Raw genomic sequence first — 20,805 nt, forward strand, 5'->3', positions numbered from 1 at the left:
GACCATCTTGGAGACGTCGATTCCGATCACGTCAGGGTGTATCTTCATGGCGCCTACCCCTGTGCTGCGGGGTCCGCGCCAACGGCCCCGATCAACTGTTCAGGCTGGGTATTTGCAGGCGGGCGGGGATCACAGCCGGCTCACGGTCGACAACGACCAGGGACCCAACGATCTCCCGCCCGCCAACCCACAATGCCACACCCGGCACACACAGGGACCCACTCGCCTTCAAGCCGCGTCAAGATCCCATACGAAAACATGCCCTTGCGACCCGCCACCCGCAGAGTGGGCCCCGGCTCTCCGCTGGCGCTCCGGCCGGGGATGCGAACCGCGGGATCGAATGCAGACGACGCCCGCCCGTTCTGCCATCCCGCCGGTCACGCCATCCTGCCCATCCCGCCATCCCGCCCGTCACGCCTTCCCACCGGATCCGCCGCAGCATCGACAGCTCGGCCGCTGCGCGCAGCGCGTTTGATCTCCTGCCCTATCCTCGGTCTCCCGGCTTCCCGGTTCCCCAGTTTCCCGCTCCCCGGTCTCCCGTTCCCCGGTCTCCCGTTCCCCATCCTCGGTTGCCCGCCCCCCGAAGCCGCAATCCCGGACAAGGCCCGAAGGGCCGCCGATCCGGACCCACTCGCCTTCAAGCCGCGTCAAGATCTCACGCGAAAACATACCCGTGCGACCCGTCACCCGCAGAGTGGGCCCCGGCTCTGCGCTGGCGCTCCGGCCGGGGATGCGAACCGCGGGATCGAATGCAGACGACGCCCGGCCGTTCTGCCATCCCGTCTGTCTCGCCATCTCGCCCGTCCTGCCATCCCGCCCGTCACGCCTTCCCACCGGATCCGCCGCAGCATCGACAGCTCGGCCGCTGCGCGCAGCGCGTTTGATCTGCTGCCCTATCCCCGGTCTCCCGGCTTCCCGGTTCCCCAGTTTCCCGCTCCCCGGTCTCCCGTTCCCCATCCCCCATCCCCCGCCCCCGAAACCGCAATCCCGGACAAGGCCCGAAGGGCCGCCGATCCGGGACCCACTCGCTTTCAAGCCGCGTCAAGATCTCATGCGAAAACATACGCTTGCGACCCGCCACGCGCAGAGTGGGCCCCGGCTCTGCGCTGGCGCTCCGGCCGGGGATGCGAACCGCGGGATCGAATGCAGACGACGCCCGCCCTTTCTGCCCCTCACGCCCGTCACGCCATCCCGCCTCCCGCCAACCTACCCGTTCCGCCCGTCCCGTCGGATCCGCCGCAGCATCTACATCTCGGCCGCTGCGCACAGCGTGTTTGATCTTCCACCCCATCCCCCGGTTCCCTGTTCCCCATCCACGGTTTCCCGGCTTCCCGGCTTCCCGGTTACCCAGTTTCCCGGTTCCAGGTTCCCCATCCCCGGTTGCCCGCCCCCCCGAAACCGCAATCCCGGACAAAGCCCCGAAGGGCCGCCGATCCGGGACCCACTCGCTTTCAAGCCGCGTCAAGATCTCATGCGAAAACATACGCTTGCGACCCGCCACGCGCAGAGTGGGCCCCGGCTCTGCGCTGGCGCTCCGGCCGGGGATGCGGGCCATGAGTTCGGTTGCGGACCCTCGAAGGCCGCGCAACCCCATCCCACCCCCCATAATCGCACCCGCGTCGCCGGCACGGCGGGCATGCCTTGCCGGCCCTCCGCCATCCTGGCATTGATGCGGCGAGCGCGTCCGCCAGAGGCCCGCCGGGAGGATATTCATGCCAGCGGGACCGGGGCAGAGCGGGCGCGAGATCGCCTTCGACAGCGGCTATTCGTGGTTCCGGCTCGGCCTGTCGATCCTGCTGACCACGCTCGGCGGGGTCGGCATGTGGTCGGTGGTGGTCGTGCTGCCGATGGTGCAGACCGAGTTCGCGGTCGCGCGCGGTGCGGCGTCCTTCCCCTATACGCTGACCATGGCCGGCTTCGCGCTCGGCGGCGTCATGATGGGCCGGCTGATCGACCGCTTCGGCATCGTCCGCCCGGTGATCGGCGGCACGATTCTCTTCGGGACCGGCTATGTCCTGTCGGGCCTGGCGCCGAATCTCTGGGTCTTCGCGATCTGCCAGGGCTTCATGATCGGCGTCGGGTCCTCGGCGACCTTCGGGCCGCTGCTCGCCGACGTGTCGATGTTCTTCCGCGCGCGGCGCGGCCTCGCCGTCGCCTTGTGCGCCTCGGGCAACTATGTCGCCGGCACCATCTGGCCGGGCGTGGTGCAGCATTTCATGACCACCGCCGGCTGGCGGGCGACCCAGATCGGCATCGGCCTCTTCTGCATCGTCGCCATGGTGCCGCTGGCGCTGCTCCTGAAGCCGCGCCCGCCGTCGCAGGTCGGCGCCGCCGGGGCGGTTTCGGCGGAAGGCCGGCTCTCCGCGCTCGGCCTGTCGCCGGCGACGCTGCAATGGCTGCTCGCCGCCGCCGGGATCTCCTGCTGCGTCGCCATGTCGATGCCGCAGGTGCATATCGTCGCCTACTGCGTCGATCTCGGCTACGGCGTGGCGCGCGGCGCCGAGATGCTGTCGCTGATGCTCGGCCTCGGCATCGTCAGCCGGATCGCTTCCGGCTTCGTCGCCGACCGGATCGGCGGCGTGGCGACGCTGATGATCGGCTCGGTCATGCAGGCGGTCGCGCTGGTGCTCTACGTCTTCTCCGACGGATTGACCTCGCTCTATGTCGTCTCCGGCGTGTTCGGCCTGTTCCAGGGCGGCATCGTGCCGAGCTATGCGATCATCGTGCGCGAGTATTTCCCCGCCCGCGAGGCCGGCGCACGCGTCGGCGTGGTGCTGATGGCGACGCTGGTCGGCATGGCCTTCGGCGGCTGGCTGTCGGGCGCGATCTACGATTGGACCGGATCCTACGCCGCCGCCTTCCTGAACGGGATCGCCTGGAACCTGGTCAACATCGCCGTCTGCGCCTGGCTCCTGCTGCGCGGCCGGCGGCGACCGCAGGCGGTTCCGGCCTGATCGCCCTCCGGCGGCGGCCGCCCGGCCCCTATCCGCGGCGCGCCCGGATGACGCGCTTGCGCAGGCGTTCGCCGCCCGGCCGGACGATGCCGGAGAAGGGCGCGCCGATCTCGACCGTGCCGAAGCCGAGCCGCCCGAGCACCTGCCGATACCAGGCGACATTCGGCCGCCACCATTCGGCGATGTCGGAGCCCGCCACCGCACCGCCGACATAGCGCAGGGCCGGCGGATCGGTCTCCGCGCCGATGATGTCGTCGGCGATGATCAGGTCCCCGCCGCAGACCCCGGCCGCCGAGGCGAGCGCGTGGAGCGGATCGACCACGTGGACCAGGATGTCGCCGAGCATGACGAGGTCGAAGCGGCGCCCGGAAAGGGCCGAACCGAGATCGTGGATCGAGGCGTAGACCCGCTCGACCTTTGAGCCGAGCCGCTCGTGGCAGAAGCGGAACGGGCCGTCGAGCAGCACGCGGTGCAGGTCCGCCTCGCTCAAGCCATCGACCATGCGGACGATGTCGTCCGGCGCGCTGAGGCTGTGATAGCGCAGGCGATCGCGGATCTTGGCGATGATGCCGGCCCGGGATTCGCCCGGAAAAACGTCCCATGCAGCCAGCGCCGGCAGTTCGACCGACGTGACCTGCGCGCCCCGTCGCTCCATCTCGAAGGCGAAGAAGCCGGTCGCGGAGCCGACATCGAGCGCCGTCATCCCCGTCATCGCGGCCGGCAGGCTGAAGGCGCCGATCGAGGCGCGGTAGTCGAACGAGCCGGGCGTGACCAGCCCGTCGCCGAGATCGACCGTGTGGTACCAGAACAGCAGCGGATCGGGCCGGAGGCCGAGATCGGCGCAGCGCTTCGCGAAGGCTGCGGCGAGCGCGGCATGCTCGGCGCGGATGTCGGTCGGGACCCCAGGAGCGGACGGCGCAGCGGCCGGCGGCGGAACGGGTTCCGGGGCCACGGCCGCGGCCGGTCGCGGCGGCTTGCGCCACCAGACGCCGGTCCAGTCGATCGTCTGCAGCGGTTCCGCGATGCCGTGCCGGCTTCGGTAGTCCTCGACCGCCCGGCGGCAGCCCGGGACGGCGCCGAAATCGTCGACGATCACGAAGCCGCCCGGCGACAGCCGCGGATAGAGCGCCTCCAGCGCCACGAGGGTCGATTCATACATGTCGCCGTCGAGGCGGATCAGCGCGAAGGGCCCGGCATCCAGCGCCGGCAGCGTCCGGTCGAAGGTGCCCTTGACGAACACGACCTGCCCGTCGAGCAGACCGTAGCGCGCGAAATTGGCCTCGACCGCGGATTGCGAGACCGCCAGTTCCGGCCGGGTGTGGTGCTCGTCGCCGGCATCAGCGGGATAGAGCGCCGCCTTGGGCGGTGGCAGGCCCTCGAAGGAATCGGCGACGAAGACCCGGCGGTCGCGCTCGCCATGGGCCGCCAGCACGGCCCGCATCAGGATGCAGGCGCCGCCGCGCCAGACGCCGGCCTCGATATAGTCGCCGGCAATGCGGTCCGCGAGCGTCCGCGCGACCAGATCCGCCAGGTTCCGGAGCCGCGCCGTGCCGGCCATGCTGTGTGCGGTCGTGGGCCAGTCCCGGCCTTCCGCGCGCAGGGCGGGATCGAACAGCCTCGGCTGGCCCGGCGTCATGGCCGGATCCTCGTAGATGGTATTGGCCAGGATGCGGATCATCAGGTCGACATAGAGCGCGGCCGGTCCGTCCGCCGCCGGTGCCGCCATGCCGCCCGCGGTGGCGTGGACCGCGACGATCCCGCCCGCGGCGGGTAGGCGTCGCTCGAGGCGAATCCACGGGAAGGCGCGCTCCAACCGGTCGTGGATCGCATCGACCCGGGGCAGCATCACGGCGGTCCGCCCGGCCTCGTGCGTGCGGTAGGCGGCGAGAATCTCGGGCAACTGCGCGCCGGCGAGGCCATGCCCGACCAGGGTCAGCCAGAAGGCGAAATCCTCCAGGCCATAGTCCAGATCCGGGAAGCCACCGACCTCCGCCCAGGCCGCGCGGCGCACCATGGCGAGCGTGTCGATATAGTTGCCGCGCGCCAGCCGCTCGGGATCGAACGGGTGGATGCCCTGCAGGCCGCCGCGGGCCCCCATCAGACGCAGGATGGGATAGACGAAGGCGACCTGGGCGGCTTCGAGCGCTTCCAGGCAGCGCCGGACGCAGCGCGGATAGAGGATGTTGTCGACATCGAACATGAGCGCCGCCGGCGTGGTCGCCAGCGCCATGGCGGTGTTGCGGGCCGCGGCCGGCCCGGCGCAGCGCTCGTGTCGCACCACCAGGGCACGGGCGAGCGGCCCGGGATCGTCGGCGATCAGCCGGCAGGCGAGCGCGCCGCTTTCGTCGGTCGAGCCGTCGTCGACGACGATCAGCTCGATCGCGACGCCCGCCTGCGCGCGGACGCTGGCGCAGCATTCGTCCAGGAAGCGCGCGCCGTTGCGGACCGGCACGATCACGGTCGCCTCCGGCATCCGGTCCGTCTCGTGGCGGAATGCGATCCGGTGCGGTGTCTCCAGCGCGACCGGCAGTCCGAACCGGTTCATCACCCGCGGCCCCCGGCGCCGTCCGCCCCGAACAGGGTGCGCAGGGTCGCGTCGAGACGGACCTTCGCGGTCAGTTGCGCATGGGCGCGCGTCCGGACGCGTTCGGCGACGGCTGCGCCGGCCTCGGTGCCGAGCAGCCAGTCGATCAGGTCGGGCAGTTCCTCGGTCGGCGCCTCAAGGAAATGCGCGCCGGCGACGAAGCTGGTCTGGGCCGCCAGCGCCTCCGAGACGACCAGCGTGCGCTGCCAGATGCCCTGCAGGACCACCCGGTGCCATTCGAAGAACAGTTCGTCGGACTGATGCAGGTTGAGGATGATCTTGGCGCGCTGGGCGAGCCCGATCGTCGCCTCGCTCTCCAGGACCGCATTGAGCCCGCTGACCTGGGGCCGGTCGGCGTCGGTCAGCACGAAGTGGCAGCGCCAGCGCGCCAGCCGTTCGGCCATCCGCTCGAAGATGCCCGCGCGGCGCGGCGACAGGTGGCCGATGAAGAAGAGGTCGATCGGCCGCCCGGCGAGCGGTGCATCGGGCGCCGGGCAGGTCTCGCGGACGCTCGCTTCGAGGGTACGCAGCGCCGGCAGGTCGGGCAGCGTCGGCTGCAGCGCGAAGCGGGCGACGCCGTCGACATGGCCGAGCGGCAGATAGGCGGCCGGCAGGCCGAGCGTGGCCAGCACGGCGGCCGAGGGCAGGTTGATGTCGAGCACCGCCGCGGCGCGCCGGAGCGCCGGCAGCCCCTCGCGGAACCAGCGCATGTGCAGTTGCTCGACATTGACCAGGATCGCTCCGTCCGCCCATTCGACCGGCACGAAGCGGCCGTTCGAGGGCAGGTGGAAGAATTCGTGCGGCGCCACCACGACGCGGGCCGCCGGATCCGCGCCCGCCTCGGCGAGCGCATAGGTCTCGTCATGCAGGCGGCCGTCGTAGCCCGCGGCCGAGAACCCGGCGGCGACGAGTTCGGCGATCTCGCGCATGAAGATGTTGCCGCCGGCATGGACGCAGACGGCGACCGCCGTGCCGGGCGCCAGACGCGGCCAGGCCTGCGGGTTCCGATGGGCGTCGATCGCGGCCAGCGCGGCTTGCGCGTCGCGCTGGAACCGCGCCAGCAGCGGGCCGATCTGTTCGGCGAAGGGGTCGCGCTCCGGTTCGGGCGGCCTGACGGGCTGGCGCCCCTCGGCCCGCCCGTAGCGCAGGTAGTGCAGGACCGGATTGAACCCGGCCTCGGACACGTCCGGATAGGAGCCGAGATAGTAGGCGCCGTCGAAACCGGGGCCGGGATCGTGGCCGGCGCGCCAGCCGTCGCGCAGGAAGTGCATCAGCCTGTCGTCGGCGGGCACCTCGGGATGGACTTCCCCGTACCAGGCGGCATCGAACAGGCCGGAGGCGAGGAGTTCGGCGGCCTGCCGCTCGATCTCGGCATCGGCCGGCACGACCGCCGGCCCGGGTGCGGGCGGGCCCGCCGCCGGCACGGGCTGGCGGCCCTCGGCGCGACCATGGCGGAGATAGTGCAGCAGCGGCGAAATCCCGGCCTCGGCCACGTCCGGATTGCCGGCCAGATAGAAGGCACCATCGAAGCCGGGTCCGGGATCGTGGCCGGCGTCGAGGCCGATCTCGACGAAATGCTCGAGCGGATCGCCGGCATCCGCCTCCGGATGGGCCGCACGATACCAGTCGGCGTCGAACAGACCCGAGGCCCGGATTTCCGCGATCGGGTCGTCGGTTTCGAGCCGGGGATCGCCGTGCGCGTCCGCATCCGGCACGGCCGCGCCGTCAGGAGGATCGATCATTTCGGTCTGGCCACCAGCGCCACGAAGTCGGACTGCAGTTCGCCGGTCGCCATCATGGTGTCCTCGAGCGCGATGGCTGCGCCGAGAAACGTCTCGGCGAAGAGGTCGCCTTCGCGGAAATTGCAGGCGATGTCGTGCAGCATGGGATGCAGGATGGTGCCGCCATAGGGGCGCCGCCAGAGCACGTCGAAGCGCGCCTCCAGGCAGGCCAGCACCTCGCCGGAGCGGATCGCCTCGGACGGGTCGACGGCTTCGAAGAAGGCTTCCGGCTGATGTTCGATCAACGGCTTGAGGATCCCGTCCGGGGTGGTGCGCATCGCCGGCGAGAGAATCGTCAGAAGTCCGTTGACCGCCCGCATCTGCGCCTCGGTCCAGCGGAACCGCGACGGGCCGGCATATTCGTCGATGACCATCAGTCCACCCGGCCTGAGCGCACGCGCGGCCACGTCGTAGAGCCGTTCCAGTTCGGCGGCATGGTGCAGCGACATGGTCGCGACGACCAGATCGTAGGCTCCCTCATCCAGATCGAGGCTGTTCAGGTCGCCGAGGCGATAGTCGAACCCCTCGATCCCGGCCGCGCGCGCCCATCCGGCGGCGGCCTCGATCGAATCGGGCGAGAGATCGTAGCCGACCAGCGTCTTGACGATGCCGTGCCGGAACAGGCTGCGGTCCTGGCCGCCCCGGCCGCAGCCGAGCGACACCGCGCGCGCGGCCGGCAGCGACAGTCCGAGATCGGGCAGGACCTCGCCGAGCACCTCATGCAGGGAACGGCGCGGCGAGCCCGAGATGCGCCGGTTGATCGCCCGCGCGACGGTCGGTTGTGCGTTCCAATGCCGCCACGGCCACGCCTCGCGCCCGCCCTGGACCCGGTAGAAGTCCTGCACCCGGCCAATGGCCGTGTCCGAGAGCGGCTGAACGCCAACCATCTGTCTTTCCTGAACATTCAACAATTCCGATGGTCGTTTTCGCCGTTCGGCCCGACCGGAGTCAAGGGCGATGCCCCTTCACTCGCTCCATACCCTACGGCCGCCAGCCCTTGCGGCCCTGCTTCAGGCGCATGACGTAGCCGATCACTTCGGCGACGGCGCGGTAGTGTTCCTCGGGGATCTGCTTGTCGAGGTCGACGCTGGCATAGAGCGCGCGGGCGAGCGGCGGATTCTCGATCACCGGCACGTCGGCGCCCTTGGCGACCTCGCGGATCTTCAACGCGATCTCGTCGACCCCCTTGGCGACGCAGATCGGCGCCGCGGTCGATTCGTCGTATTTCAGCGCCACGGCATAGTGGGTCGGGTTGGTGACCACGACGGTGGCGCTCGGCACGGCGGCCATCATGCGCTTGCGCGATCGGGCCTGCCGGATCTGGCGGATCTTGGCCTTGATCTCCGGATTGCCTTCCTGCTGCTTGTACTCCTCCTTCAATTCCTGCTTGGTCATGCGCTGGCGCGCCATCCAGCGATGGCGCTGGAACAGATAGTCGAGCCCGGCGACGAAGCCCATCACGATCAGCACCGCGGTCAGAAGCCGGATGGCGAGCGACTGGGTGATCGCCAGCAGGCCGATCGCATCGGTGGCGACGATGCTTTCCAGGCGCGGCAGTTCGGGGCTGACCGCCATCCACATGCCGATGCCGACCACGGCGATCTTGATGATCCCCTTGATGAAGGTCGCCAGGCTCTCGGCCGAGAAGATGCGCTTCAGGCCCGCCATCGGCGAGATCTTGGAGAGCTTCGGGATCAGCGATTCGCCGCTCCAGACCATGCGGTGCTGGATCATGTTGCCGGCGACGCCGGCGATCACGAAGGCGAGCGCCGGCAGGGCCAGCACGGTGGCGAGGATCTTGCCGGCCTCCAGATAGACCGCGATCAGACCGCGCCGGTCGACCGGGATCTCGTGCAGGTGGCCGAGATAGCCGGCCAGCGGCCGGGCCAGGTCGCGCGCCATCGGGGTCGACAGGAAGGCGACCAGCACCATGCAGGCCGACAGCACGAAGAAGGCCGGCACCTCCTGGCTCTTGACCACGTCGCCGCGTTGCAGCGCGTCGTCGAGCTTCTTTTGAGATGGTTCTTCTGTCCTTTCTTCCTCATCGTCGCCGCCCTCGGCCATCGCCTCACCTCACCGGTTCGACGAAGCGGCCGAGCCCGTCGCGGACATGCTCCATGTACCAGAGCATGATCGGGCCGAAGACCAGCGCGAACAGCGCGAGCCCGGCGCCGATGTTGAGCGGCGTGGCGATGAAGAAGATCTGCAGCTGCGGCATCAGCTTGGAGAGCAGGCCGAGGCCGAGGTTGAAGACCAGCCCGAAGGCCAGGAACGGCGCGGAGATCTGCACCCCGATCCGGAAGGTGTCGGCGGTCAGCTTCAGCGCGGCCTCGGCGAAGTCGCCGACCGGCATCAGGTCGCCGGGGCGGAACAGGCCGAAGCTGCCGGTCAGGCCGGCGACGGCGAGATGGTGCAGATCGAGCGTGAAGACCAGCGTCACCGCGGCGAGCGCCAGGAAGTTGCCGAAGATCACGCCCTGCTGGCCCTGGGTCGGGTCGACCGCCATGGCGAAGCCGAGGCCGAGCTGGTTGGCGATGGTCGTGCCGGCGACTTGGGCGGCGGCCATGACCAGCCGCGTCGCCATGCCGATGAACAGCCCGACGCCGATCTCGGCGGCGAGCAGAAAGCCGAGCCGCGCCGGCGTCGCGGCAAGACCGGCCGGATAGAGCCCGCTCGCCACCGGATAGACCAGCATGGTCACCAGCACGGCGAAGACCAGACGGATGCGGGCCGGAATGTTCGTCTCCCCGATCGCCGGCATCAGCATCATCATCGAGCCGAGCCGCCCGAACATGAGCAGGAACACGATCGCGATGTCGGGCAGGATCGAGACGTTCAAGGCCGCTCAGCTCCCCACGATCCGCGTCATGATGCGCACCATGTAGCCGTTGAGGGTCGAGCCCATGAACGGGAAGGCGACCACCAGCGCGACGAAGATGGCGAGGATTTTCGGCACGTAGACGAGCGTCGCCTCCTGGATCTGGGTCAACGCCTGCAGGAGGCCGATGATCACCCCGACCAGGAGCCCGACCAGCATCACCGGCGCGGCGACGACCACCAGGGTCCACATGCCGTCGCGGGCGATGTCGAGCACTTCGGCGCCGTTCATGGCTTCTCCCGCCGCGCGCGACCCGCCCGTCCGGCATCCGGCCGGTCAGACGGGCATGCGCATGATTTCCTCGTAGGCGGCGATGACCTTGTCGCGCAGCGACACCATGGTCTCCAGCGCCACTTCCGTCTCCGCCACCGCCGTGACCACGTCGATCACGTCGGCCTTGCCCTTGGCATAGGCCAGCGTCTTGGCTTCCGCGCTCCGCCCCTGCTGCACGACATCGCCCATGGCGTCGCGGACCATGCCGGCGAAGTCCGGACGGGTCCGGTCGGCGAGCGGAGAGTGCCCCTGATCGGGACGATTCGCGAGCCCCTGCGCAACCTTGTAGGCATTGGCGGCGAAGTTGGCGGGAATGGTGGCCATCAGGCGCTCCAATCAGGCTCTGAGGATTTCCAGGGTCTTCAGGATCATCCGCCGGGTGGCGGTGACGACGTTGAGGTTGGCCTCGTAGGACCGTTGCGCCTCGCGCATGTCCGCCGTCTCGACCAGCGTGTCGACATTGGGATACTTGACGTAGCCGCTCGGATCGGCCGCCGGATGCCCCGGCTCGTAGCGGCTCTTGAAGTCGGTCTTGTCGCGCTCGACCTTGCCGACCTGCACGGTCTGGGCCTGCAGCTCGCGATCGAATTTCGACGCGAAGGTCACGACCTTGCGCCGGTAGGGGTCCTGGCCGGGCGCCCGGGCGGTCGATTCGGCGTTGGCCAGGTTCTCGGCGATCACGCGCATGCGGCCCGACTGCGCCTTGAGGCCCGACGCCGCGATCTTCAGGGACTGGTTGAAATCCATCGCCATGGCTCAGGCCTTCTTGCCGATCGCGGTCTTGATGATGCCGATGGAGCGCTGGTAGAGCGACGTGACCATCTGGAAGTCGATCTGGTTGTCGGCCGCCTTCAGCATTTCCTCCTCCAGATTGACGGCGTTGCCGTTGGGAGTGGTCTCGAACGGCTTCTGCCCATCCGTGCGGAAGCTGGAGCCCATCGCCCGGCCCTGGATGTGGCCGGCCTCGGTGGTCGCGACCCGGACGGCGACCGGGGCAGGCGCGAGCGCGCCGCCGGCGCCGCCAAGCGCGGGCTGCTTCAGGTCGACGGCGCGATAGCGCGGCGTATCCGCATTGGCGACATTGGCCGACAGCACCGACTGACGCGCCTGGTTCCAGCGCATCTTGGTCTTCAAGGCGTCGACCAGCGGCAGGTTGCCGATTGCCATGATGCCGTCCCCGTTTCCCATATGCCGGCGCCGAAGCGGCCGCGCAGGCACCCGGCACGCGCCGGCTACCGGGCAAAATAGTCCCGGTATATGGTTAACGGCCGGTTAACCGGCTGCATCGCTTCGGGACCGAATCCCGACGGCGACCGGACTTTCGACCGAATTCCGTGAAGGTTCGGTTTACGACGCGGTATTAGGCACGGCAAAGTCTGCCGGGTCAGTTAGAATTCGCCGGCGCCCTAGATTCGGCAGTGCGGGCGTGCGTATGGAGTGGACCCGTATGCGGGACTGGTTGAATTCCCTGTTCGGGGTGGATGGCGGACGAGCGGCGCAGATCATCATCGCGTTGATTCTGGTCGTCATTCTCATTGTGTTTGTGGCGTGGCTGATCCGGCGCTTCTCCGGCGGTTCGGAGAGCGGTCTGTTCCGGGGCCAGGGGCGCGAGCGTGCCCGGCTGGCCGTCGTCGACAGCGCCAATCTGGACGGACGGCGCCGTCTGATTCTGCTGCGCCGCGACGATGTCGAGCATCTCGTCATGATCGGCGGCCCGAACGACGTGCTGGTGGAAAGCCGGATCGTGCGCGGCACGGCCGGCACCGTCGTCCGGCAGCCGCAGGCCGGCCGCGTCGAACCGCCGGCCGTGGCGCAACCGGTCACCGGGCCGACCCCGACGCAGGCGATCGTGCAGCGGACGGAACTGCCGGCCGGCCCGACGTCGCCCGCCAAGGGCAGCGCCGTGGCGGCGGATCTGAAGGCCGCCCTGGGCGACCAGCGCCGACGCATCGCGGAGGCCGCGGCCGCGGCGGCCGCAGCGGCTGCCGCCAACGACCGGCAGCAGGCCGCCGACGACGCGGCCGAGCCCCCGCCACCGCGCCAGCCGCCCCGCATGGAACCGCCGCGCGGCGACGGCGGCCGTCCGGACATGGCACGGGCCGAAGTCGCCCGCTCCGAAGCGACCCGGCACGAAACGACCCGGCCGGAGACGACCCGCCCCGAGACGACCCGCCCCGAGCCGCCGCGCGCCGAAAGCCGGGCCGAGCCGCCCCGGGCCGAATTGCCTCGTCCTGAGATGACCCGGCCCGAGATGACCAGGCCCGAGCCGCCGCGTCCGACCGAACCGACGCGTCCGCCGGAACCGGCCCGCACCGAGGCGACGCGCGGTCCGGCTCCCCGGCCGGCCGCGATGTCGACGGCCTCGATGCCGGTCGAGAGCGACTTCCAGGGCGAAGAGCCGACCATGGTGGTCCCGACGGGCTCGCGGCCCCAGCCCGAACGGCCCGCCGCACCGCCGCCGCCCGCACCGCCATCCCCCGCCCCGTCGGCACCGGCCGCCGAGGCGCGCCCGCCGCGACCCGTGATGACGCTTCCGGGCACGCCGGCCCGTCCGGCCCCGGCCGAGGCCGAGCCGGACGGCAGCCACGAGGCGGTGGTCGGCGAGATCGAACGGGCGCTGGCGGATCTCGCGACGGCGATCATTCCGGCCAAGTCCGAGCCGAGGCCCGGTTCGCGCCCGCCGGGTGCGCCCGTGCCGCGCCCCGCCGTGCCCTCGCGGCCGCCCGCGCCGCAGCCGCGGCCGGCCGTGGCGCAGCCTGCCGTCCGCCCGCCGGAACCCGAGGCGGTCGCGCCGCCGCCGGCACCCATGCCGCCGCCCGCACCGGCGCCCGCGATGCCGGAAGCCGTGGCCCCGGCCCCGGCACCGGCCCCGGCGCCTGCCCCCGTCGCCGCGGCCCCGACGGCGCCGCCGCCTGCCCCCTCGCCGGCGGCCGCACCGGCCGCCCCGAAGGGGCCGTCCGACGAATTGGAGGCCGAGATGGCCAAGCTCCTGTCGGAGCTGTCCGGCCCGCCCAGCCGATGAGCGGCGCATCGGCCGGCGGGCTCCGGTCCGCCGGGCCGTGCGCGCGATGGACCGGGGTCCGCCTTCATCCGCCGGCCGGCGACCGGCAGCGGGGCGCGTGATGGATCGGTATCCGAACGAGGCACGACGGGCAGGCGGGATCGGCAGGGCGGCGTTCTCCGCCCTGGGCGCGCTCGTCCTGCTGGTCGCCGTCGCGTCCGGCGCGGCCGCGCAGGACATTTCGATCAATTTCGGGCAGGGCGGCACGGTCACCGAGCGCGCGGTCCAGCTGGTCGCGGTGATCACCGTCCTGTCGCTGGCGCCCTCGATCGTCGTCATGGTGACCAGCTTCACCCGCATCGTCGTGGTGCTGTCGGTGCTGCGTTCGGCCATCGGCCTGCAGACCGCACCGCCCAACTCGGTGATGATCAGCCTCGCCCTGTTCCTGTCCGCCTTCGTGATGGGACCGGTCTTCAATCAGGCCTATGACGAGGGCATCAAACCGCTGACCGAGCAGACCATCGAGCTCGATCAGGCGATCGAGCGGGCGGCGCAGCCGTTCCACGTCTTCATGCGCGAGCATGTCCGGGAGAAGGATCTCGAGCTGTTCGTCGAATTGGCGCGCGAGCCGCGGCCGGCCAGTGCGGAGGCGATCCCCTACCGGGTGCTGATCCCGGCTTTCATGATCTCGGAACTGCGCCGCGCCTTCGAGATCGGCTTCCTGCTCTACCTGCCCTTCCTGATCATCGACCTGGTCGTCGCCTCGGTGCTGATGTCGATGGGCATGATGATGCTGCCGCCGGTGACCATTTCGCTGCCGTTCAAGCTGATCTTCTTCGTGCTGGTCGACGGCTGGAACCTGATCGCCGGCAGCCTGGTCAAGAGCTTCGGATAGCGACCGGCGCGCCGGCGCAGGCCGCAGGCATCAACGCTTCTTGGCGGCGTCCGGCGCGGAATCGGCCTGGGCGAGCTTGGTGCCCGGACCGTTGCCGGCGCCCGGCCGGGGGATCGAGGCGGTCTTCTCCGGCGCCTTCCGGTCCGCCCCATTGGCGGCGGCCGGGCCCGGCGCCGCCGGCGGCTTGCCGGGCTGCGGCTCGGTCGGCTTGGCGTCCGCCGGTCCCTTCATGTACTGGCTGCGATATTCGTCGAGGAAGCCGCGCATCGTGTCGATGGCGGCGATCTCCTTGGCGATGTTGCGGAATTCGGTGCCCTGGCTCTGGATCGGCGCGGTCACCACGTCGAAGGTGGCGGCGCTCGGGCTGTCCTTCATCCGGTCGGCGAACTTGCTGCGCAGGCGTCCGAGCGCCAGATCGTCGCTGGCCAGCGCATAGGCGACCGCGGCGCGGATTACGTCCTGGCGCTCCTGGTCGTCGAGCGGCGTCGGCTCGTTCCAGCGGCCGCCCAGCATGGTCTCGAGCCTTTCGCCGGCCTCGTGCCAGCGCTTGGCGCGCCACATGATGTCGGCGCGCAGGCGATCGACATCCGCCCCGCCGAGCGCGGACAGCAGTTCGAGCGCCACATCGGCACGGCCGGTCTCCGACAGGGCGCGCGCCTCGACCACGCGCCGCTGCCGCTCGACCGAGACCGGAAGCTGCGACTGCCGGGTCTTGTTGAGCACCGCCAGCGCCTTGTCGGGCTTGCGGTCGATCAGGTGGATCATGGCGAGATCGGCGGCGATCTGCGCCTTGGCGGCCCCGCGCAGGCGCTGGTCGATCTGGTAGGCGAGCAGTTCGGACGCCTGATCGAGCAGGTCGACGCCGACCAGGCGGTCGGCCAGCCGGCGCACGATCTCGTCGCCGAGCCGGCCGACCGGGGTCAGTTCGCGGAAATCGTAGTAGAGCGCCAGCGCCTCGACCGGCTTCAGCCGGTCGGCATTGCCGTCGAGATAGAGCGAGACGAATTCCCGCCCCATGTCGTCCTGCAGCAGCTTGGCGGTTTCCGACTGGGGGGCGACCTGCAGCGCGTTGCGCATGTTCTGGAAGGCCTCGCGATAGAGACCGTGCTGGGCCTGCAACTGCGCCATGAAGCGCAGCGACTTCAGCTCGATCTCGTCGCCGCGCCAGCCGAAGACGAGCGATTTCAGCCGCTCGATCGCCTCGGCCGCCTCGATCTTCTGGTCGCGCACCAGAACGCGCAGCCGGCGATATTCCGCCTCCGCCGCAGCCTTGCGATCGGTTGAGGCGGCGAGACGGTCGAGGCGCTCCATGGCGTCCTCGGGCCGGCCGGCGGCATCGGCGATGCGGGCCTGCAGCATTTCGTAGCGCGCCCGGAGATCGGGGGCGATCTCCTCCGGCAGGATCTCGGCGAGCCGGGATTGCGCGGCGCGGAAATCGTTCAGTTCGACCGCGGCCTCCGCCCCGGCCAGCACATAGGCGGCCTGGATGTCGATCGGATAGCCGCCGACGGCTCCGGCCCCCTTCTGGGCCGCGTCGCGGGCCTCGTCCCACTTCTGCTCGGCGGCGGCCGCGATCGTGCGCCACAGGGCGGCGTCGGGATTGTCGGCGACCTCGGTGCGCGAGAGCGCCCGCAGTGCCGGCGCCGTGCGTCCGGCCATGGTCTGGGCGGCACCGAACAGGACGATGAAGCCCGGGTCGCGCTCGATGCCGGGCTCGTCGGCGGCGAGCAGGCGCAGGATGCCGAGCGCCTCGGGGGCGAAGCGATGCGCGACGTAGAATTCGGCCAGCTGAAAGCGCAGCGGCGCCTTCTGCTGCTCGCCGGCCTCCGCGATCTGGTCGATCAGCCCGCGCACCCGCTCGGTGAATTCGGCCGGGTCCTTGACCGCGAAGGTCGACGGATCGACCACCCGCCGCGCTGCCTTGCGCACCGGCTTCGGCAGTTCGTAGGACGGCGAGCCGAGCGCGCCGGTCGAGATGGTCAGGCCGCGCTCGCGGGTCATGACCACGGAGTCGAACTCGATGCCGACCTTCAGGTCGTCGGTCCGCGGCACCACCGCAACGCCATGGGCGGAGGCGAGGGTCTCCAGCTCCGGGAAGCTGTAGGGCTTGAGGAGACCGCGCGGCGGACCGAAGGCGGTGACGACGTAGAACATGTCGCCGGTCGAGGCGTCGTTGATCTCGTGCACGCTGCCGGCATCGGGCAGCGCAACCCGGATCAGCCCCTGCCCTTCCGACCGGAACTCGCGCTTCAGGGCGAGCGGGCGGGCCGGCTCCAGCACCATCTCGCCGATCGACAGGATCCAGGAATTGCCGTCGAGACCGAGCGTGGTCAGCATCGGCTCGGTCAGCCGGATGCGCAGCACCTGGCCGCGTTCGGTCCGGTTCACGGTCACATCCGCCGCGGTGGTGCCGAGCACGGCCGCGATGGCGCGCAGGTCCATGGACATCTGCGTGTCGAACACGATCCAGAGATTGTCGCCGCGCTTGACCGCGGCGCTGGCGACCTTGCCGGGAAACGGAAAGGCGACCCGCACCACGCTGCCGATCCGCTTGGCTTCGACGCGGACGATCTTGACCGTGTTGGAGCGCCCCGAGCGGACCTCCGGACGGGCCTCGCCGTTGGCGCCGGCATCGTCGCCGGCCTCCTCGTCGGCGCTTGGAGCCGCGGCCGCCTTCTCGACCGCAGCGGCCGGCTTCGGCGGCGGCGTCGGATCGGGCTCCGGCGGCAGGTCGATCAGGCTGGTCTTGACGGCCGGATCCGCCCCCGCAGCGGCGACCGGCGGCCGCGCGGCGCCGGCCGCAGACGGGCCGGCCGCAGACGGGCCGGCCGGCTTGGCTTCCGGGGCCATCCCGGCCTTGCCCGCCACCGGGACCTTGCCGGCCTCGGGCGTCTTGCCGGCCTCGGGCGGGCGCGCCGTCCCGGGCGCGTTGACGACGGTGCGCTGCTTGTCGGCTTCCGGGTCGAGCACCTTGCGGATCGCGGCTTCGGCCGGATTGCCGGGCTTGGCCGGATGCGAGAGGTCGACCACATAGGTCTGCTCCTCGCGGAAGGCGCGTACGTCGGCCTCCGGCGCGATGGTCATCACGACCCTGAGCTTCTCGCCGTCCGGTTCGGCGCGGATCTCGCGCAAGGTCGGCGGCGGATCGGCGATCACGGGCGCGAAGTCGATCTCGGCCAGCCGGTTGAAGGTCAGCGTGACCTTGTCGGCATCGCGCGCCATCTGGGTGTCGAAGGGGACGTTCCAGCCGAACGAGAAGCGCGTGAAGGTCGGGTTGCGGCCGACGCGAAAATCGAGCTTGGCCAGAACCTTGACGCCGAAGCGCTGCTTCTCGGCCTCGCGCTGGGCCTTGAGTGCCGTCTCGGCCCGCTTGGCGAGTTCCAGGACCACGCTTTCCGGGAGCGTCGGCGGCGGACCGGCCCAGGTCGCCGGCAGCAGGTCGACGAACAGGCGCTCGCCGGCCTCCATGGTGTTGATGCGGACCTGGCGCGTCAGCCCGAGGCGGATCGCCTGGCCGTCGGGATCGCGCCGGGCGATGGTGACATAGGGAGCAAGCTGGGTCGGCAGCCGCTCCACCTCCATCTGCACCGGCTCGGCGAACTGGATCACCAGAACGCCGTTGTTCACCCGGCTGGTGAACTGCGGCAGCAGCGAGCGGTCCTTGAAGGTGATGACGATGCGGCCGAACCCCTTCTCCAGGGTGGCGGCGATCTCCGCCTTGGCCCCGGCCGCGGCAGAGGGCGACGCGACGCCGAACGCGGCCAGCAGCAGGCCGGCGAAAAGCAGGACAAGACGGCCGAGGGCCGGCCATGAGGGGGACGCAGACACGGGAACCCATCGGCAAGAAGAACACCGTTGCCGAGGGTAACCCTGCGCGATGAAGGGATGTTTAAGTCAATCTCCGACTCAGCCGCCCTTGCCCTCGATTTTCGGCAGTTCCCGGGCCGGCGACGGCCCCGGATCGCGGCCCTTGCGGTTGGCGAGTTCCACGGTCAGCTTCTCGGCCGCATCGGGGCTCATCTTGGAGACCACGTCGCCGAGCTTCTTCGGATTCATCTGGCGGGCGATATCGACGAGCAGTTTGGTGTCGAGCCGGTCGAAGACCCGTGCGGCGTCCTTGGCCTTCATGGACTCGTACATCTTGACCAGATCGGTGATCTCCTTGCCCTTCTCGTCCTCCTTGGCGGCGGCGCCGGCACCGACCTTCTCCTCGATGGTCTTCAGATCGTCGATCCGCTTCTCGATCTTGCCCTCGGTCGCCTTGAGCAGGTTCTCGCGCGCCTCGAGTTCGCGCTCGCGCTGTTCCAGGAGCTTCCGCCGCTCGGCGAGCTTCTCCAGGATGGTGATCTCGGACAGGAGCTCGCTGCCGCCGATGGGCTTGGCCTCGGGCGGGCGTTCGGTGGTGATCTCGACGCGCGAGCGCGCGGTTTCGGCCGCCTTGGAGAGCGGCGTCTGCAGTTCCGGCGGACCGTCGCCCCCGCCATGCCCGCCGCCCGAACCCGATCCTGTGATGATCGGGTCCGGCGTCACGTCCTTGAACAGTTCCGCCGCACTGGGCAGGTTCCGGGACGCCGGCGGCTTCGCCGGCTGCGGACCGCCGGCGCTGGCGAGGTGGATCCCCTTCAGCGCCAGCAGGACCGCGGCGGCGAAGACCACCAGGGGGATGAGGCGGGGCTGGTTCATGCCGCCCGACCGTCCATGTCGCGGCGCAGGCTCGCCAGCCGTTCTGCGGACTGGGCGAACTTGGCCTTGAGCTCGGACATGCGCGGGCGCGCGGCGGCGGCATCGGCAGCCGACGGCGGCGCCACGTCGGGCGCCTGTGCCTCGGGCAGGGCCGTTCCGCCGGAGGGCGGCGCCGGCTCGGCGGCGGCGGTCGCGCGCGCGGTGCGGGTGATCTGCATGATGCGCTCGAGCACCTGACTGCCCTCGCCGATCTCGCGCGCGATCTCGACCGAGAAATACTCGGCCTCGCGCACGCGCTTGGCGAGCGTGCGGTCGCATTCGGTCGCGGCCTCGCGCAGGCCCCCGATCGCCCGCTCGGCGACCTCGGTGACCCGCACCAGTTCGCCGATGGTGGCCCTGAGCTGCGTCTCGTCGGCCCGCAGCCGCTTGAGGCGGGTGTTGAGCAGAACGCAATAGCCGATCGTGATCGAAAGCAGAACCGCGACCACGACTTCGATGGCGATACTGATCCAGCTGCCGGTCATGATGGCTGCATGTCCTTCTGCGAGGCGGCCTTCTCGAAGGCGGCCAGGGTCATTTTGGGGCGTTTCAGATTGCGCGCGACGCGGACCGAGATGTTCTCGCCGACCCGGCCCATCTGGCCTTCGGTCAGGACGACGCCGCCGCAGGTGATGGTGACCGGGTCCTGCGGTCCCACGTCGAAGACCAGCGTCTGGCCGACTTCGAGATCGAGCACCTGTCGGAGCGGGAGATCGCGTTCGAACAGCACCGCGTCGACCGCGATGTCGGCGGCATAGATCTCGGTGGCGAGATGGCCCTCCCAGATCGGATCGCGGCCGAACTTCTCGCCCATGAACATCTGGAGCAGAAGTTCGCGGATCGGCTCCAGGGTGGCGTAGGGGATCAGCACCTCGATCTTGCCGCCGCGGTCCTCCATGTCGATCCGGAACTCGGCCAGGATCGCCGCATTGGCCGGCCGCGACACGGCCGCGAAGCGCGGGTTGGTCTCCAGCCGCTCCAGGTTGAAGCGCACCGGCGACAAGGGCGCGAAGGCCGCCTCGGCGTCGGACAGCACGATCTCGATCATGCGCCGGACAAGGTTGGTCTCGATCGTCGTATAGGGCCGGCCCTCGATCCGGATCGGCGTCGTGCCGCGCCCGCCGCCGAGGAGGACGTCGATGATCGAGTAGATCAGGCTGGAATCGACCGTCACCAGGCCGAAATTGTCCCATTCCTCGGCCTTGAACACGCCCAGGATCGCCGGCAGCGGGATCGAGTTCAGGTAGTCGCCGAAGCGGACCGAGGTGATGCTGTCGAGCGAGACTTCGACATTGTCGGACGTGAAGTTGCGCAGCGAGGTCGTGGTCAGCCGGACCAGCCGGTCGAACACGATTTCGAGCATCGGCAGACGCTCGTAGGAGACCATCGCCGAGTTGATCAGCGCGCGGATGCCCGACTGGTCGCCCGCGATCTGGCCGTCCAGGTTGAAGCCGAGGAGGTTGTCGATCTCCTCCTGGTTCAGGATGCGGTCGCCGCCGCGGGTCGCCTGGTCGAGGTCGGCGTCTCCGTCGTCGAGCAGCGCGCCCCAGTGGGCGGCCATGTCGTCGGCGCCCTCGACGCCCTGCTCGGCGAGCGCGGCGCCCCATTCGGCCGCGAGATCGTCGCCGCCGTCCTCGCCCTTCTGCTCGGCGAGCGCCGCCCCCCAGGCGGCGTCGATATCGTCGAGATCGTCTTCTTCCGGTCCCGCCATGGCGCC

General features: G+C 70.3%; 16 protein-coding genes. 3 read left to right on the plus strand and 13 right to left on the minus strand.

All coding sequences use genetic code 11. From position 1 onward, the window contains the following. Window positions 1–1,712 precede the first annotated feature (1,712 nt). Complete coding sequence (locus ABB55_RS05230; RefSeq protein ID WP_054357869.1) at window positions 1,713–2,954, plus strand: MFS transporter; 1,242 nt, start codon at window positions 1,713–1,715, stop codon at window positions 2,952–2,954. A gap of 28 nt (window positions 2,955–2,982) precedes the next feature. Here ABB55_RS05230 and ABB55_RS28705 read toward each other — a convergent pair whose 3' ends face one another. From ABB55_RS28705 to flgB, 9 genes are all read right to left on the minus strand, one after another. Next, window positions 2,983–5,499, minus strand: a complete 2,517-nt coding sequence (locus tag ABB55_RS28705; protein WP_083463368.1) for a TylF/MycF/NovP-related O-methyltransferase — start codon at window positions 5,497–5,499, stop codon at window positions 2,983–2,985. Beyond that, window positions 5,499–7,280 carry a CgeB family protein gene (locus tag ABB55_RS05240; protein ID WP_054357870.1) on the minus strand — a complete coding sequence of 594 codons (1,782 nt, stop codon included), beginning with the start codon at window positions 7,278–7,280 and terminating at the stop codon, window positions 5,499–5,501. The genes ABB55_RS28705 and ABB55_RS05240 overlap by 1 nt, the downstream gene beginning before the upstream one ends. Then, on the minus strand, window positions 7,277–8,206 hold the full coding sequence (locus tag ABB55_RS05245) for a class I SAM-dependent methyltransferase (RefSeq protein WP_054357871.1): 930 nt from the start codon (window positions 8,204–8,206) through the stop codon (window positions 7,277–7,279). The genes ABB55_RS05240 and ABB55_RS05245 overlap by 4 nt, the downstream gene beginning before the upstream one ends. A gap of 94 nt (window positions 8,207–8,300) precedes the next feature. Beyond that, a complete protein-coding gene (gene flhB, locus ABB55_RS05250; protein ID WP_054357872.1) occupies window positions 8,301–9,383 on the minus strand; it encodes a flagellar biosynthesis protein FlhB in 1,083 nt (360 codons plus the stop codon). 4 nt (window positions 9,384–9,387) lie between these two features. After that, entirely contained in the window at window positions 9,388–10,158 is a 771-nt protein-coding gene (gene fliR, locus ABB55_RS05255; protein WP_083463369.1) for a flagellar biosynthetic protein FliR, read from the minus strand. A gap of 6 nt (window positions 10,159–10,164) precedes the next feature. Beyond that, the gene (gene fliQ / locus ABB55_RS05260) at window positions 10,165–10,428 is read right to left on the minus strand and encodes a flagellar biosynthesis protein FliQ (protein ID WP_054357873.1); all 264 of its coding nucleotides are present in this window, start codon (window positions 10,426–10,428) and stop codon (window positions 10,165–10,167) included. 45 nt (window positions 10,429–10,473) lie between these two features. Next, window positions 10,474–10,794, minus strand: coding sequence for a flagellar hook-basal body complex protein FliE (gene fliE, locus ABB55_RS05265; protein WP_054361854.1), 321 nt, complete (start codon window positions 10,792–10,794; stop codon window positions 10,474–10,476). Window positions 10,795–10,806: 12 nt separating this feature from the next. After that, window positions 10,807–11,217: a flagellar basal body rod protein FlgC gene (flgC, locus tag ABB55_RS05270; RefSeq protein WP_054361855.1), complete on the minus strand. Its 411-nt coding sequence runs from the start codon at window positions 11,215–11,217 to the stop codon at window positions 10,807–10,809. Window positions 11,218–11,226: 9 nt separating this feature from the next. Further along, window positions 11,227–11,637, minus strand: a complete 411-nt coding sequence (gene flgB, locus ABB55_RS05275; RefSeq protein WP_054357874.1) for a flagellar basal body rod protein FlgB — start codon at window positions 11,635–11,637, stop codon at window positions 11,227–11,229. Window positions 11,638–11,917: 280 nt separating this feature from the next. On the opposite strand from flgB, the gene ABB55_RS05280 reads away from it, so the two are divergent. Both ABB55_RS05280 and fliP read left to right on the plus strand, forming a co-directional pair. Continuing rightward, entirely contained in the window at window positions 11,918–13,492 is a 1,575-nt protein-coding gene (locus ABB55_RS05280) for a prolipoprotein diacylglyceryl transferase (protein ID WP_054357875.1), read from the plus strand. A gap of 100 nt (window positions 13,493–13,592) precedes the next feature. Further along, window positions 13,593–14,366 (plus strand): flagellar type III secretion system pore protein FliP, encoded by a 774-nt coding sequence (gene fliP / locus ABB55_RS05285; RefSeq protein ID WP_083463371.1) that lies wholly within the window; start codon window positions 13,593–13,595, stop codon window positions 14,364–14,366. Between the two features lie 30 nt (window positions 14,367–14,396). On the opposite strand, the gene ABB55_RS30210 is transcribed toward fliP, so the two are convergent. The 4 genes from ABB55_RS30210 to fliM form a co-directional block, all read right to left on the minus strand. Beyond that, window positions 14,397–18,194 carry a tetratricopeptide repeat protein gene (locus tag ABB55_RS30210; RefSeq protein WP_054357876.1) on the minus strand — a complete coding sequence of 1,266 codons (3,798 nt, stop codon included), beginning with the start codon at window positions 18,192–18,194 and terminating at the stop codon, window positions 14,397–14,399. 78 nt (window positions 18,195–18,272) lie between these two features. Further along, a complete protein-coding gene (locus tag ABB55_RS30215; RefSeq protein WP_054357877.1) occupies window positions 18,273–19,049 on the minus strand; it encodes a MotE family protein in 777 nt (258 codons plus the stop codon). Next, window positions 19,046–19,573 carry a DUF6468 domain-containing protein gene (locus tag ABB55_RS30220; RefSeq protein ID WP_054357878.1) on the minus strand — a complete coding sequence of 176 codons (528 nt, stop codon included), beginning with the start codon at window positions 19,571–19,573 and terminating at the stop codon, window positions 19,046–19,048. Before ABB55_RS30220 ends, ABB55_RS30215 begins: the two co-directional genes overlap by 4 nt. Continuing rightward, complete coding sequence (fliM, locus tag ABB55_RS05305) at window positions 19,570–20,799, minus strand: flagellar motor switch protein FliM (RefSeq protein ID WP_054357879.1); 1,230 nt, start codon at window positions 20,797–20,799, stop codon at window positions 19,570–19,572. Before fliM ends, ABB55_RS30220 begins: the two co-directional genes overlap by 4 nt. Window positions 20,800–20,805 lie beyond the last annotated feature (6 nt).

It is taken from the genome of Prosthecodimorpha hirschii (genome assembly GCF_001305515.1).
Lineage (GTDB): Bacteria > Pseudomonadota > Alphaproteobacteria > Rhizobiales > Ancalomicrobiaceae > Prosthecodimorpha > Prosthecodimorpha hirschii.